The organism is Streptomyces sp. NPDC040610 (genome assembly GCF_055594065.1).
Map to the genome: position 1 here is coordinate 94,601 of NZ_JBVIXA010000015.1, position 14,963 is coordinate 109,563.

A 14,963-nucleotide genomic window follows, 5' to 3' on the forward strand; every position below is an offset into this window, starting at 1 on the left:
ACCAAAGGGAAGGAATGGACCGGTTCTTTGGGCTGTGTACGGCACTTGCCATAGGCAGTGACCGAGAACGGACGGCCAATTTCCGTTTTGACTCGCTCCGTTGGCTGACGATCAGTAGCCTCACCTTCGAACACCGGCTCGCCTTGACTACGCCTAAGCCCTGGAGTGTTGATGGAGCGTCCCGACTGGGCCCCGCCGGGCATCGACATCACGATGCCGAGCGTGGCCCGGATGTACGACCACTATCTGGGCGGTTCGCACAACTTCGAGGCGGACCGGGAGGCCGCGCGCAAGGCGATGGAGTTCATGCCGGGGCTCCCCAAGATCATGCAGGCGAATCGTGCCTTCATGCGCCGAGCAGTGCGTTTCTGTGTCGACGAGGGCGTCACTCAGTTCCTCGACATCGGCTCGGGGATCCCCACGTTCGACAATGTCCACGAGGTCGCGCAGCGGGCCGAAAGCGCCGCGCGCGTCGTCTACGTCGACCACGATCCGGTCGCCGTGGCGCACAGCCGTGCGGTTCTCGAAGGCAATGACCAGGCCGCGGCGGCCTACGCGGATCTGCGGAAACCCCGCGACATCCTGGGCAGTTCCGAAGTCGGAAGCCTCCTGGACCTCGATCGGCCAGTGGCGCTTTTACTGGTGGCCATACTCCACTTCGTCGAGGACGCGTACGATCCCTACGCGGCGGTCGCCGAACTGCGGGACGCGCTGCCGCCCGGCAGCCTGATCGCCGTGACGCACGCCTCGTACGAAGGGATACCGGTCCCGCAGGAACAGGCCGACGGGACCGTCGGCGTGTACAAGGACATCCGCACTCCATTGATCATGCGATCGCGTGCCGAGATCGCGCGGTTCTTCGAGGGATACGACATGGTGGAACCCGGCCTCGTGCCGATGCCGCACTGGCGGGCCGACACGGAGCTCGCGGAGGAGGACCCCTGGTCCTTCTCCGGGTTCGCCGGCGTGGGGCGCAAGCGTTGAGCGCGGACCAGGACGGGCCGGAGGACAGACTGCGCAGGTTCGCCACCATCTGGAGCCGCGCGCTGTTCCCGGTGACCGCCACCTCGCTCACCCGCCCCGAGTTCGAGAGCCAATTGCTGCCGCTCGCCCGGCAGTTGCGGTCGGCCCTTGCGGAGCGGGTGTTCCGCGCCGCCGGGAGCGAGGCCGTGGGCGCCGAGCTCGTCGGGGCGCACTGCACCGAGCCGGAGGCCCTGAGCCGCACGCTCGACGTCGTCGACGCCTACCTGGTGCTGTACTGCGAGGCCGTCGCCACCGACGAGGGCGCGCCCGCCGACGCCGCCACCGGTGACCGCGAGGAGCTGCGGGCCCGCTGCTCCCGGATCCAGCACGCCGTCGCCGCCGGGTTCGCCCGGGCGCTGCGCGAGCGCACCCGCGCCGAGCAGGAAGCCATATCCCGGGCCGCCCTCGACGCGCGCGGCACCGTCGCCGAGGCCCTGCACGCCAGTGAGGCGCGGTTCCGGGCGGTCTTCCACGGCGCCGCCATCGGCATCGGCATCGCCGACCTCAGGGGCACGGTCCTTGAGGTCAACGACGCCCTGATCCGCATGTTCGGCGGCCTGGAGCACCAGCTGCGCGGGCGCAACGTCGCCGAGTGGACGCACCCCGACGACTCCCCGCACGTCTGGCGCCTCTACGAGGAGCTGGTGCGCGGCGACCGCGAGCACTACCGCGTCGAGAAGGCCTTCTACCGCCCCGACGGCACCGTCCTGTGGACCAATCTGACGGTGTCCCTGCTGCGCGACGCCGACGGCGTGCCGCAGTACCAGCTGGCGCTGATGGAGGACACCACCGAGCGCCGCCTGCTCAATCTGCGCCTGCGCTACGAGGCCACGCACGACGCGCTCACCGGCCTGCCCAACCGGACGCTGTTCTTCGAGCGCCTGGAGAAGGCCCTCTCGGCGGGCGAGGGCTCCCGCTTCGGGCTGTGCTACCTGGACCTCGACGGCTTCAAGACCGTCAACGACAGCCTCGGGCACGCGGCGGGGGACCGCCTCCTCGTCGAGGTCGCCGACCGCCTCCAGGCCTGCGCCACCGCCCCCGGCGAGATGGTCGCGCGCCTCGGCGGCGACGAGTTCGTGGCGCTGACCACGGGCCCCGACACCGAGCACGAGGTCGACGAGCTGGCCGGGCGCATCATGAACGCGCTCGCCACCCCGATCCGCGTCGACGGCCGCGAACTGACGGTGCGCGGCTCCATCGGCATCGTCGAGGGACCCGCGGCCGAGCGCGGCGCCGCCGAGGTGCTGCGCAGCGCCGACATCACGATGTACCGCGCCAAGCACGCGGGCGGCAACCGCTACGAGCTGGCCGACCCGGAGGCCGACGCCCGCGCCATCACCCGGCACGGTCTGACCACGGCCCTGCCGGTGGCCCTGGAGCGCGGCGAGTTCTTCATCGAGTACCAGCCGCTCGTGCACCTCGGCGACGGCAGCGTGCGCGGGGCGGAGGCCCTGGTGCGCTGGCTGCACCCGCAGCACGGCGTCATCAGCCCGGACCGCTTCATTCCGCTCGCCGAGCACACCGGTCTCATCGTGCCGCTCGGACGCTGGGTCCTTGAGCAGTCGGTGCGTCAGGCGCGCGCCTGGGAGGCGGCGACCGGGGCGGAGCAGGCCGCGGGCCCGCTGCGCGTCAACGTGAACCTGTCGCCGTGCCAGCTCACCCACCCCGGCCTGGTCTCCGACACCGTCGAGATCCTGGAGCGCGCGGGCCTCGCGCCCGGCTCCCTGTGCCTTGAGGTCACCGAGTCCGCGCTGATCGGCGCCGACGACGACCTGCTCAAGCCGCTGCGCAGGCTCGCCGAGATGGGCGTGGACATCGCGCTCGACGACTTCGGCACGGGGTACTCCAACCTCGCGAACCTGCGCCGCCTGCCGGTCAGCGTCCTCAAGCTCGACCGCGCCTTCACCCAGGGCATGCAGCACTTCCCCGCCGACCCGGTCGACCTGAAGATCATCGAGGGCATCGTGTCCCTCGCGCACAGCCTGGACCTGGCCGTCACGGTCGAGGGCGTGGAGACCGGCGCCCAGGCCGACCAGCTGCGCGAACTGGGCTGCGACACGGCCCAGGGCTGGTACTACGCCCGGCCCGGGCCGCCGGACCGGCTGCACGAGTTGGCCCTCGCGGACGCGACGTGAGCTGGCGGGGGCGCCTTGCCCGGCGGGGCGCCTTGCCCGGGGATGGGTTTCCGTTTCCCGGAGCCGGTGGGGGGCTTGGCTTTGGCGCTGCGGGGTGCCTCTTGGTCCTGTGAGCGCGGCTGCGGGTCCTTTGTGGTTGAGCGCGCAGTTCCCCGCGCCCCTTCGGGGGCGCCCTTCCCCTGGTGGTCAGGGGCGTTCGGGGGCCGACGACGTCGCCGACGGGGACGGGCTGGGGTTCTCCACGGGGGACGTGACGTTGTTCGCCCAGGTGGTCGCAAGCACCGTGGCCACGGCCGCCATCGTCGCCACCAGGACCGCGCTCACGGGTGTGGCGAGCGACGACAGGCGGCGGAAGTTGCGGATGTGGCCCCACAGCAGGTCCGCGCGGCGCACCAGGCGTATCTCCCAGTACAGGGCGAGCCCGAGGGCGAGGACGGTGCTCTGCGCGAGCAGCAGGAACACCGAGAGCGCGACCGGGCCCTGCGGCACCCGCAGCCGCGGCACGAGCAGCAGCACCTGCACCGCGGACATCACCAGCCACAGCCAACCCGCCTTGCCCACGGGAGTGTTGCCCCGCAGCCACGGATACAGATATCCGTACACGAAGCCGTGCGCGAGCCACACGCAGGTCGGCGCGCCCGCGACGGTCACCGCCTCCGGCACCCCGCTGTAGCCCTGGGCCTGCCATGCCGTCCACGCCGTCCACGGCAGGCTGAGCAGCGCGGTGGCGGCCGCCGCGGTCAGGCCGTTGTTCCAGGCGGTGCGGCCCCCGGAGCCGCCGAGCGCGACGCTCTTGAGCCGTGCCGTCTCGTCCGCCGCGTCCCCCGCGGTGGGTCGGCGCAGGCTCTTCCACTTGTCCTCCCAGTCGTCGGCGGGCAGGGACGTGTCGGCGAGGGTGCCGCGGGACGACGTCAGGAAGCGGTGCCGGCCCTCGGCGAACAGCAGGGCGCGGGCCAGGGAGTTGAGCAGCCGGGCGTGCGCGGCGCCGGTCAGGCGGTGCAGCCTCTTCGCGTGCTCCGCGCGGGCGGGCGGCAGCACCAGATGGGCGCCCGCCCAGGCCATGAACAGCGCGGCGGCGGTGGTCCAGTACGGCAGCCAGGTGTCCGGGGCGCCGATCACGGTCGCGGCCGCGGCGAACAGGAGCAGGGTGACGCAGTCGCGCCGGGCGCCGGGGCCGAGGCGGCGGGGCTCGGTGCCGGTGGAGTAGAGGTGCGCGACGAGCACGACGACGGCCGCGCACCACATGATCTGGGCGCCGGGCGCGAGGGTGCGCACGCCGTAGATGAAGTCGTCGCCGGGCCACTGGCCCGCGAGCTGTGCGAAGAGGTCGCTGGTGGGCGGGCGCTGCGGCTTGCGCAGGGTCGTCCACCACGGGAGCAGGGCGGTGACGAGGACCGCGCCCAGGGCGAGGCGGCCCCGCCAGCCGGGCCGGATCAGCGGCGGAAGCAGCGGGCAGGTCAGCAGGAGCAGGGCGATCACCCAGGGCACGGGCAGCAGGAAGGCGAGGGGCCAGGAGACGCCGACGGTGCGGTCGTCGATCGTCCAGGCGTTGTCGGTGGGCGACCACTGGAAGTCCCAGGGCAGGACCTGCAGGACGACGGAGGTGGCCACGGCCGTCCAGGCCGCCACGGCGAGCGGCGCGGCCCAGGGGCGCGCGCCGCTCCCGCACAGGCCGAGCCGCAGCGCCGCGTACACGGCGCCGGCCGCGACGGACGCGGTGACCAGGCAGGTCACCACCGCCCGGGTCCAGCCGTCGGCGCCCATGAGCCAGGCCATCAGGACGAGGGCCACGGCGGGGGCGGCGAGCATGCACAGCTCCCAGGGGCGCGGGAAGCGTCCGCCGCGCAGGTGCAGGGTGACGGTGACCGCGAGGACCGGCAGGACGAACAGGACGGTGCCGAGGAGCGTGCCCTGGGTGCGGGACTCCAGCGGCAGGGTGTTGGTCATCAGCGAGGTTTGCGGGTAGCTGACGGATCCCCACAGCCAGAACAGCACCCGCCACTTGGTGGAGTAGGCGTGCAGGAGCAGCGACCCGACGGCGAGGAGCAGCGCGGTGACGGTGACGACGATGGCGGCGCGGGTCCGCCGGGGGCTCGCCGCGGAGCCGCCCGGCGCGGTCAGGAAGGCCGTGAGCGCCCCGCCGGCCACGGCGCCCAGGGCGAGCAGGGACAGCAGGGCCTCGGGGCTGCTGCCGGGGCGGACCTGCCAGACCGGCGGACCCGTGTCCTTCTTGGGTGCCGGAGCGCGCACGAACTCGGCGGAGACGAACGTCGACGTGCGCCGCTCGGGCTGGGGCAGCGTGAGCTGGACGGTGCGGGCCGTCTGGCTGGAGGGCTGGCCGTACACACTGAATCCCCAGCCGTGCGGGACGTCCAGGCTCCACCGCCAGCGGCCCGGAGGATTGGGCACCAGGTGCCCCTTCGCGTCGGGGGCCCGAGAGTTGAGGGCGAAGGAGATCCGACGGCCGGGTGCGAGATCGGCGAACGTGACGCCGTGCTCGGCCGTGACCGTCACCACGCCGCGCGCGGACGCCTGGCTGACAGTGCAGCGGGAGGGGAAGGCCGTTTCCGTCTCCTTCACGGCGGGCCGCATCGCGACGAGGGTGCCGTATCCGCCTGGGACGGCGTTGGACACCTGGCTGAAGGCGGTCGGCGTGGGCCGGAGCCGTTCGACGAGGGGGTCCGACTCGCGCAGCCGGAGCCGGTAGCGCGCGGTGACCCGCCAGTCGTCGCCCTTCGCCCGGCTGACGCGCACGGAGATCTCGCCGCTGCCGCCCTTGCCCGGCAGGAGCTTCGGATCCGCCACGGGCAGGGCCGCGTTGCCCGGAGGCACGATCATCCCCCGCTGCGTCTGCCAGCGTTCCAGGTTCTGCGCGGCCACCTGCCGCCGCGTGGTGTCCCCCCACTCGTCCGACGCCCACACGGCACACCCCACGACCACCGCGCACAGCAGCACCACCACTGCCCTCCGGCCCGCGGTCACCGCCTTGCTCCCCGTCGTCGTGCCCCCGCCCGCAGCTGTTGCCATGGGCGCCCCCTCCCGCTCACGGACGGCCAGGTTAGAGCCGGGCGCACACCTTGGGGGACCCGTCGGATGGCGTGAAATACCCAGCGCACAGGGCATATTGGGGGGCGCGCGTGGGGGCGCGCGCCCCTTGGGGCGACCCTTGCCGGGGCGTCAGGCCACGGCTACCTCGCCAGCAACATCCGTTGCAGCTCCCGCGCCGCCCGCGGCGGCGCGACATCGCTGCGGTGGGCCAGCGCGATGGTGCGGCGAAGGCGCGGCCGGGACAGTGGGGTCATCCGGAGCCCGCTGCCCGCCCGCTCCGCGACCATGCGGGGGACGACGGCGACACCGAGCCCCGCGCGGACGAAGCCGAGCACGGCGTCCATCTCGCCGCCCTCGACGGCGAATTCGGGCTCGAAGCCCTCCGCACGGCACGCGGCGACCGTCAGCTCCCGCAGGTCGTAGCCGTGCCGGAACATCACGAGGCGCTCACCCTGGAGGTCGGCGACGCGCGCGGACGCGCCGAGTCCTGGCGCGTCCGGCGACGACACCACCACCAGGTCCTCGCGCAGCAGCTCCACCGTCGTCAGGGCGGGCGACGGCGTCGGCAGGGGAAGCACCACCAGGGCCAGGTCCAGGGCCCCGCGCGCGAGCTGGCGCACGAGGTCGTGGCTGCCGCCCTCCTCGATCAGGAGCTGGATGCCGGGGTGCCGGTCGTGGAAGTCGCGCAGGACCTGCGGAAGGAGACCCGTGCAGACGCTCGGGGTCGCCCCGAGCCGCACTCGACCCCGGCGCAGCTGGGCCAGCTCCTGCACCTCGATGCGGGCGGTGTCGGCGTCGGCGAGGATGCGGCGGGCCAGCGGGAGCAGCGCCTCGCCCGCGTCGGTGAGCGCGATGTTCCCGCGCGCCCTGCTGAACAGCTCGGCGCCCAGCTCCTTCTCCAGGGCCCGCACCTGCTGCGAGAGCGAGGGCTGGGAGACGTGCACCTGCTCGGCGGCCCGCGTGAAGTGGCGGGTCTCGGCGACCGCGACGAAGTACAGAAGCTGCTGGAACTGCATGGGCACCACGATAGGCCATGCATAGGGCGAGCCTATGGAGATGAGCGTAACCATCTCTTGGACTGATCGGGACCTTCGGCCGTAGCGTTCCTGGCATGGCTCTGGCAACGCGGACGGACCGACGGCCGTCACTACCGCGCACGGTGTGGGACTCCACCGTCGGCAAGAAGACCGTGATGGCGGTGAGCGGCCTGATCATGCTGCTCTACCTGGTCGCCCACATGGTCGGAAACCTGAAGATCTTCTTCGGTCCCGGTGACTTCAACCACTACGCGCACTGGCTGCGCACCCTCGGCGAGCCCGTGATGCGCTGGGAGTGGACCCTGTGGGTCGTCCGCGTGGGACTCGTCGCCGCCGTCGTCGCGCACGCCGTGTCCGCGTACCAGCTCAGCCGCCGCGACATCAGGGCACGCCCGAGCAAGTACGTGCACAAGAAGCCGCGCTCCAGCTACGCGACCCGCACCATGCGCTGGGGCGGGATCATCCTCGGCCTGTTCATCGTCTGGCACATCCTCGACCTGACGACGGGCACCGTGCACCCGGGCGGCTACGAGCACCTGCACCCGTACCAGAACGTCGTCGACACCTTCTCCACCTGGTACGGCAACGTCATCTACATCACGGCCGTGGTCGCCCTCGGCTTCCACGTCCGGCACGGGTTCTGGAGCGCCGCCCAGACCCTCGGCGTGGGCAACGCGACCCGCGACCGCTTCCTGAAGACCTGCGCCAACGGCCTCGCGCTGCTGCTGACCGTGGGCTTCGTCTCCGTACCCGTCGGCGTCATGACCGGAGTGGTGAGCTGACCGATGAACGACTTCGTTGAGTACACCACCGGCGAGCCCGTCGTCGACACCAAGGCCCCGAAGGGGCCCGTCGCCGAGCGCTGGGACACCCGCCGCTTCGAGGCCAAGCTGGTCAACCCCGCCAACCGCCGCAAACACACCGTGATCGTCGTGGGCACGGGCCTCGCGGGCGGCTCCGCGGGCGCGACGCTCGCCGAACAGGGCTACCACGTCGTGCAGTTCTGCTACTCGGACTCGCCGCGCCGCGCCCACTCCATCGCCGCGCAGGGCGGCATCAACGCCGCGAAGAACTACCGCAACGACGGCGACTCGGTGCACCGTCTCTTCTACGACACCGTCAAGGGCGGCGACTTCCGCGCCCGCGAGTCCAACGTGCACCGCCTCGCGCAGATCTCCGTCGAGATCATCGACCAGTGCGTGGCGCAGGGCGTGCCGTTCGCCCGCGAGTACGGCGGCCTGCTCGACACCCGCTCCTTCGGCGGCGTCCAGGTGTCCCGCACGTTCTACGCCCGCGGCCAGACGGGCCAGCAGCTCCTGCTCGGCGCGTACCAGGCGCTCTCGCGCCAGATCGCCGCCGGGAACGTCGAGATGCACCCGCGCACCGAGATGCTCGACGTGATCGTCGTCGACGGCCGGGCGCGCGGCATCGTCGCCCGCGACCTGATCACCGGCAAGATCGACACCTACTTCGCCGACGCGGTCGTGCTCGCGTCCGGCGGCTACGGCAACGTCTTCTACCTGTCGACGAACGCCATGAACTCCAACGCGACGGCCGTGTGGCGGGCCCACCGGCGCGGCGCGTACTTCGCCAACCCCTGCTTCACGCAGATCCACCCCACCTGCATCCCGCGCACCGGCGACCACCAGTCCAAGCTCACCCTGATGAGTGAGTCGCTGCGCAACGACGGCCGGATCTGGGTGCCGAAGGCCAAGGGCGACAAGCGTCCGGCCAACGAGATCCCCGAGGGCGAGCGCGACTACTACCTGGAGCGGATCTACCCGTCCTTCGGCAACCTCGTGCCGCGCGACATCGCGTCCCGTGCCGCCAAGAACGTCTGCGACGAGGGCAGGGGAGTGGGCCCCGGCGGCCAGGGCGTGTATCTGGACTTCGCCGACGCGATCCGGCGCATGGGACGCAAGGCGGTCGAGGAGAAGTACGGCAACCTCTTCGACATGTACGAGCGGATCACCGCGGAGAACCCCTACGAGGTGCCGATGCGGATCTACCCCGCCGTGCACTACACGATGGGCGGCCTGTGGGTCGACTACGACCTCCAGACCACCGTCCCCGGCCTGTTCGCGATCGGCGAGGCCAACTTCTCCGACCACGGCGCGAACCGCCTCGGCGCCTCCGCCCTGATGCAGGGCCTGGCCGACGGCTACTTCGTCCTGCCGTCCACCATCAACGACTACCTGGCGCGCAACCCGCACAAGGACGAGGTCGACGCCGAACACCCGGTGGTCCGGGAGGTTTTGGCGGAGACGGAGGACCGTCTGAACCTCCTCCTCGCCGTCGACGGCGACCGCACCCCGGACTCCTTCCACCGCGAACTCGGCGAGCTGATGTGGGAGTTCTGCGGCATGGCCCGCACGGACTCGGGGCTGCGCAAGGCCCTGGAGCGCATCCCGCAGATCCGCGAGGAGTTCTGGCGCCGCATCAAGGTGCCCGGCACCGGCGAGGAGTTCAACCAGTCCCTGGAGAAGGCGAATCGCGTCGTCGACTACCTGGAGCTGGCCGAGCTGATGTGCCTCGACGCGCTGCACCGCGCCGAGTCCTGCGGCGGCCACTTCCGCGAGGAGTCCCAGACCCCGGACGGCGAGGCCGCCCGCGTCGACGAGGAGTTCTCGTACGCGGCCGCCTGGGAGTTCACGGCCACGGGTGACGCCCCGGTGCTGCACAAGGAAGCCCTGACCTTCGAGTACGTCCACCCCACTCAGCGGAGCTACGCATGAAGCTCACCCTGCGCGTCTGGCGCCAGAAGAACGCCGACGCCGACGGCGCGATGTCCACGTACGAAGTGGACGGAATCTCCTCGGACATGTCCTTCCTGGAGATGCTCGACACCCTCAACGAAGAGCTCATCGTCAAGGGCGAGGAGCCGGTGGCCTTCGACCACGACTGCCGTGAGGGCATCTGCGGCGCCTGCTCGCTCGTCATCAACGGCGACGCGCACGGCCCCGAGCGCACCACGACCTGCCAGCTCCACATGCGGTCCTTCGACGACGGCGACACCATCGACATCGAGCCGTGGCGGGCGGCCGCCTTCCCGGTCATCAAGGACCTGGTCGTCGACCGCTCCGCCTTCGACCGCATCATCCAGTCCGGCGGCTACATCAGCGCCCCCACCGGCGCCGCCCCGGAGGCCCACGCGACCCCGGTGCCGAAGCCGGACGCCGACTTCGCCTTCGAGCACGCCGAGTGCATCGGCTGCGGCGCCTGCGTCGCGGCCTGCCCCAACGGCTCGGCGATGCTCTTCACGTCCGCCAAGGTCAACCACCTCAACGTCCTTCCGCAGGGCGCCCCCGAGCGCGAGACCCGCGTCCTCGACATGGTCGCCCAGATGGACTCCGAGGGCTTCGGCGGCTGCACTCTCACCGGCGAGTGCGCGACGGCCTGCCCCAAGGGCATCCCGCTGCCGTCGATCGCGGCGATGAACAAGGAGTGGCTGCGGGCGACGCGGAAGGTGCGCTGACGCGGCAGCGGGGACGATGTGCCGACCGGGCTTCGGGGGCGGCATGCTGACGGTACGTCAGGGGGTGGGCCTGCGCGGTCGCAGGTCCGCCCCGTACACCGTCTCGTAGTCCGGCACCACGAGCCGCGCCTCCGGACTCGCCTCGCGCACCCGCGCGACGAAGTCGTCGAGGGCCGTGCCGTCCTTGCGCGGCGGCTCGCTCAGCGGCTTCTCGAAGTCGTCCCAGTGCACCGGCACGACCACGCCGGGACGGCCGAGCGCCGCGAGCAGGCGCGGCACATAGCGGTGCGTCGACCCGGTCGACGCCACCGCGATCATCGCCAGGTCCGGCGCGAGCCCCGTGAAGGACCGCTCGTCGAAGTCGCTCGCCCCCATGAACAGCGCCGACGGCGCGCCGTCCGGCGTCACCTTGAAGGCCAGCGTGTCGCCCTCCGGCAGGTCCGCGATCGTCCGGGGCGCGGTCGCGGGCGGCGCGGTCAGGGTGCCGGGCGCGAAGTAGGAGTACGCGGCGTTGCGGCTGTGCCGCGAACTCGCGACCTCCACCACGTACCCGTCGAAGTCGAGCACCTCACCGCCCTTGACGACGACGAGCTGCGACGCGTCCACGCCGAGGGAGCGCAGCACGTGGTACGTCGTCTCGGTCCCGATGACCCGCGCTCCCGTGGCCCGCGCGAGGAACGGCACGTCGTTGAGGTGGTCCCAGTGGGTGTGCGTGACGCAGATGACCTCGGGCGTGCCCGCGTGCCTGCGCACCAGTTGCTTGTCGGTGCGCAGGCGCGTGGCGGGGTCGAAGGCGCCGTTGAACAGGCCGGTGTCGAAGCGGGTGATGTAGGGGTCGACGAGCACGGTGGCCGCCGCCGGTCTCTTCCGCCCCTGCCCTCGCTGGATGTCGATCCGCCACCCCGAGGTGCCGAGCCAGCGGTACGTGACGGAGCCCGTCCCCCGCGTACGCCTTGCCGTCGGCCCGTCGTCGGCGAGCGCGGTCCCCGAAAGCATCGGCGTGGCCGCCCCGAGGGCGGCGCCGCGCAGGAGGGTGCGGCGGCCTGGTCGTGAGGATCTCCCGTTGATGTCCATGACGGCAGCGAAGCAGGTGACAGATCGTCATGTCCAAGAGTGAATTGGTCGCGCATTGATATGAGTTGAGATATCGCCGCAGGTTGGATCGGTTCCGAGTGGCGCGGCACGCTGGTTTCTAGAGGGTGTCCGGTGCGTCGTCGGCGGCAGCGTTTTCGTGGTCGGCGGAGTGCGTGGCCAGTTCGTCGGCCCAGGCGACGGACCAGTCCACGAGGGGGCTGAGCGCCGTGTGGGCCCCTCGTCCCAGCGCGGTGAGGGCGTAGTGACCTTCGGGGGTCTGGTGCACCAGACCCGCCTCGATCAGCTCGACGAGGCGTTGACGCAGCACGCTGGACGACATGTCGCCGCAGCGTCGGCGCAGGGCACGGAACCCCAGTGCGCCACTCTCCTGCGGACCCGCGCTCCTGGAGTCCCACGCCCCTGGTGATTCGAATTCCGAAGCACCCGCGCGAGGAGGACCGCATGACGTTGACCACGCCGCTGTGTCGGCGACTGGGCATCGAGGTACCCGTGCTGCAGGCGCCCATCGGGTCCGCGGTCACCCCCGAGCTGGTGGCCGCGGTGGCGGGCGACGTGGAGGCGCTCGCGCTCTACGCGGGCCAGAGCGCCGGACTCGTCCATGACGTCGCCCCGGCGGGACGGATCGTGGCGGACATCGCTGCCGATGCGGCGGCCCTCACGCCGGGGCCCAGGGCTGTCCGATGAGCCGGCACGCCGCCCAGCGGCACCCGGGCCGACTCGGGCGCTCGTCGAGGTCCCCGAACTAGCGCCCCAACGCCCGCGCCAGATACGGCCCTGTCCGGCTCCCGGCGGCCCGGGACACATCGGCGGGCGTCCCCGTGGCGACCACCCGCCCTCCGTCGGCACCACCCCCGGGCCCGAGGTCCACCACCCAGTCCGCCCCGGCCGCGACAGCCATGTCGTGCTCGACGACGGCCACGGAATTGCCCCCGTCGACCAGCTCGTGCAGCCGCCCCACGAGGACCTCCACGTCCGCCGGGTGCAGCCCGGCGGTGGGCTCGTCGAGGAGGTAGAGGGTGTGGCCGCGCCGCACCCGCTGCAACTCGCTGGCCAGCTTGATCCGCTGGGCCTCCCCGCCGGAAAGCTCCGTCGCGGGCTGCCCGAGCCGCAGATAGCCGAGCCCGACGTCGAGGAGCGTGCGCAGGCTGCGCAGCACGGCGGGGGTGTCGGCGAAGAAGTCGACGGCGGCCTCGACGGTGAGGTCGAGGACGTCCGCGACGGTCAGCCCGGCGTGGGTGACCTGAAGGGTCTCGGGGTTGTAGCGGGCACCCCCGCAGTCCGGGCACGGGGCGTACGTGCTGGGCAGGAAGAGCAGCTCCACGCTCACGAACCCCTCGCCCTGGCACGTCTCGCAGCGCCCGCCCGCCACGTTGAAGGAGAAGCGGCCCACGCCGTAGCCCCGCGCCCGCGCCTCGTCCGTCTCGGCGAAGACCTTGCGGACGACGTCGAAGAGCCCGGTGTAGGTCGCGAGGTTGGAGCGCGGTGTGCGCCCGATCGGCTTCTGGTCGACGCACACCAGACGGCCCACCCCGGGGAGGTCCTCCGTGATCTCCCCGATCAGCGTGGACTTGCCGGAGCCCGAGACCCCCGTGACGGCGGTGAACGCGCCGAGCGGGAACTCCGCGGTGACGTCCCGCAGGTTGTGCCGCGAGACCGGCCCCACCTTCAACCAGCCCTGCGGCTCCCGCACCTGACGTACTCTCATGGGAGTCCGGTCGAAGAGGAAGCGTGCCGTCGCCGAATCCGCCACCTGCTCCAGCTCCGCCACCGGCCCGCTGTGCAGCACCTGCCCGCCGTGCTCGCCCGCGCGCGGGCCCACGTCGACGAGCCAGTCGGCGTGCCGCATCACGTCCAGATGGTGCTCGACCACGAACACCGAGTTGCCCGCGGCCTTCAGCCGGTCGAGGACGGTGAGCAGGGACTCCGTGTCGGCGGGGTGCAGTCCGGCCGACGGCTCGTCCAGGACGTACACGACACCGAACAGGCCGGAGCGCAACTGCGTGGCCAGGCGCAGGCGTTGCAGTTCGCCCGCCGAGAGGGTGGGGGTGGCGCGGTCGGGGGAGAGGTAGCCGAGGCCCAGCTCGGTGATGGTGCCGATGCGGGCGAGCAGGTCGGCGGTCAGCACCCCGGCCGTCTCCGCCCCGGCCGCCCCCGAGCCCGAACCGGCCGCTTCCTCAAGGGACGTGGCCAGCTCCGCGAGCGGCAGTGCGGACAGCTCGGCGATGGTGCGGCCCGCGAACGTGACCGCCATGGCCTCGGGGCGCAGCCTGCTGCCGCCGCACGCCGGGCACGGCTCACTGGCCAGGAAACGCTCGGCCTTCGTGCGCAGCGTCTGGCTCTTGGAGTCGGAGAACGTCTTCATCACATAGCGCCGGGCGCTCATGTACGTGCCCTGGTAGGGGCGTTGGATGCGGCCCGCCTCGCGCACCGGGTGGACCGTGACGACCGGCTGTTCGTCGGTGAAAAGGATCCAGTCGCGGTCGGCCCGCGGCAGCTCGCGCCACGGCCGGTCCACGTCATGGCCGAGGGTGTCGAGCACGTCCCGCAGGTTCTTGCCCTGCCAGGCGCCGGGCCAGGCGGCGATCGCGCCCTCGCGGATGGACAGCGAGGGGTCGGGGACCAGCAGCTCCTCGGTCGTGCGGTGCACCTTGCCGAGGCCGTGGCACTCGGGGCAGGCCCCGGCCGCGGTGTTCGGCGAGAACGCGTCGGAGTCCAGCCGCTCGGCGCCCTCCGGGTAGTCGCCCGCGCGCGAGAACAGCATCCGCAGCGAATTGGAGAGCGTCGTGACCGTACCCACCGACGAGCGGGACGTCGGCGCCGCGCGCCGCTGCTGGAGCGACACGGCGGGCGGCAGCCCGGTGATCTCCCCGACCTTCGGCGCGCCCACCTGGTGGATCAGCCGGCGCGCGTACGGGGCGACCGACTCGAAGTAGCGCCGCTGCGCCTCCGCGTAGATCGTCCCGAAGGCGAGCGAGGACTTCCCGGAGCCGGAGACGCCGGTGAAGACGGCGAGGACGTCACGCGGGACGTCCACGTCGACCCCGCGCAGATTGTGCTCGCGGGCACCCCGGACCCGTACGAAGGGGTCGTGCTCGTGGGCGGGGCGGCTGTGCATGGGCGGGCTCCGTACCGGGCTCGGGGGCAAACCCC

At 72.0% G+C, this 14,963-nt stretch carries 11 protein-coding genes; 6 read left to right on the forward strand and 5 right to left on the reverse strand.

Going from position 1 to position 14,963, the window contains the following annotated elements; all coding sequences use genetic code 11:
* Nucleotides 1-171 precede the first annotated feature (171 nt).
* Nucleotides 172-984: an SAM-dependent methyltransferase gene (locus tag ACZ6AA_RS35155; protein ID WP_468460714.1), complete on the forward strand. Its 813-nt coding sequence runs from the start codon at nt 172-174 to the stop codon at nt 982-984.
* Entirely contained in the window at nt 981-3,158 is a 2,178-nt protein-coding gene (locus tag ACZ6AA_RS35160; protein ID WP_468460712.1) for a putative bifunctional diguanylate cyclase/phosphodiesterase, read from the forward strand. Before ACZ6AA_RS35155 ends, ACZ6AA_RS35160 begins: the two co-directional genes overlap by 4 nt.
* A 186-nt stretch (nt 3,159-3,344) precedes the next feature.
* Here the strand turns inward: ACZ6AA_RS35160 and ACZ6AA_RS35165 are convergent, their stop codons facing one another.
* Together ACZ6AA_RS35165 and ACZ6AA_RS35170 are read right to left on the reverse strand one after the other, a co-directional pair.
* The gene (locus ACZ6AA_RS35165; protein WP_471462514.1) at nt 3,345-6,185 is read right to left on the reverse strand and encodes a hypothetical protein; all 2,841 of its coding nucleotides are present in this window, start codon (nt 6,183-6,185) and stop codon (nt 3,345-3,347) included.
* A 161-nt stretch (nt 6,186-6,346) separates the two neighbouring features.
* On the reverse strand, nt 6,347-7,222 hold the full coding sequence (locus tag ACZ6AA_RS35170) for a LysR family transcriptional regulator (RefSeq protein WP_190120202.1): 876 nt from the start codon (nt 7,220-7,222) through the stop codon (nt 6,347-6,349).
* Between the two features lie 95 nt (nt 7,223-7,317).
* On the opposite strand from ACZ6AA_RS35170, the gene ACZ6AA_RS35175 reads away from it, so the two are divergent.
* From ACZ6AA_RS35175 to ACZ6AA_RS35185, 3 genes are read left to right on the forward strand one after another with little or no spacing between them, the layout of a single operon-like run.
* Entirely contained in the window at nt 7,318-8,025 is a 708-nt protein-coding gene (locus ACZ6AA_RS35175; protein ID WP_471462516.1) for a succinate dehydrogenase, read from the forward strand.
* A gap of 3 nt (nt 8,026-8,028) precedes the next feature.
* Nucleotides 8,029-9,978 carry a fumarate reductase/succinate dehydrogenase flavoprotein subunit gene (locus ACZ6AA_RS35180; protein WP_471462518.1) on the forward strand — a complete coding sequence of 650 codons (1,950 nt, stop codon included), beginning with the start codon at nt 8,029-8,031 and terminating at the stop codon, nt 9,976-9,978.
* Nucleotides 9,975-10,718: a succinate dehydrogenase/fumarate reductase iron-sulfur subunit gene (locus ACZ6AA_RS35185; protein WP_468460702.1), complete on the forward strand. Its 744-nt coding sequence runs from the start codon at nt 9,975-9,977 to the stop codon at nt 10,716-10,718. The genes ACZ6AA_RS35180 and ACZ6AA_RS35185 overlap by 4 nt, the downstream gene beginning before the upstream one ends.
* A gap of 57 nt (nt 10,719-10,775) precedes the next feature.
* On the opposite strand, the gene ACZ6AA_RS35190 is transcribed toward ACZ6AA_RS35185, so the two are convergent.
* The gene (locus ACZ6AA_RS35190) at nt 10,776-11,792 is read right to left on the reverse strand and encodes an MBL fold metallo-hydrolase (RefSeq protein WP_471462520.1); all 1,017 of its coding nucleotides are present in this window, start codon (nt 11,790-11,792) and stop codon (nt 10,776-10,778) included.
* Nucleotides 11,793-11,910: 118 nt separating this feature from the next.
* A complete protein-coding gene (locus tag ACZ6AA_RS35195) occupies nt 11,911-12,168 on the reverse strand; it encodes a winged helix-turn-helix transcriptional regulator (RefSeq protein WP_471462596.1) in 258 nt (85 codons plus the stop codon).
* A gap of 86 nt (nt 12,169-12,254) precedes the next feature.
* Here ACZ6AA_RS35195 and ACZ6AA_RS35200 point away from each other — a divergent pair, with 86 nt between their 5' ends.
* Complete coding sequence (locus tag ACZ6AA_RS35200; RefSeq protein ID WP_468460698.1) at nt 12,255-12,497, forward strand: hypothetical protein; 243 nt, start codon at nt 12,255-12,257, stop codon at nt 12,495-12,497.
* Between the two features lie 58 nt (nt 12,498-12,555).
* Here the strand turns inward: ACZ6AA_RS35200 and ACZ6AA_RS35205 are convergent, their stop codons facing one another.
* Nucleotides 12,556-14,928 (reverse strand): ATP-binding cassette domain-containing protein, encoded by a 2,373-nt coding sequence (locus ACZ6AA_RS35205; RefSeq protein ID WP_471462522.1) that lies wholly within the window; start codon nt 14,926-14,928, stop codon nt 12,556-12,558.
* Between the last annotated feature and the right edge of the window lie 35 nt (nt 14,929-14,963).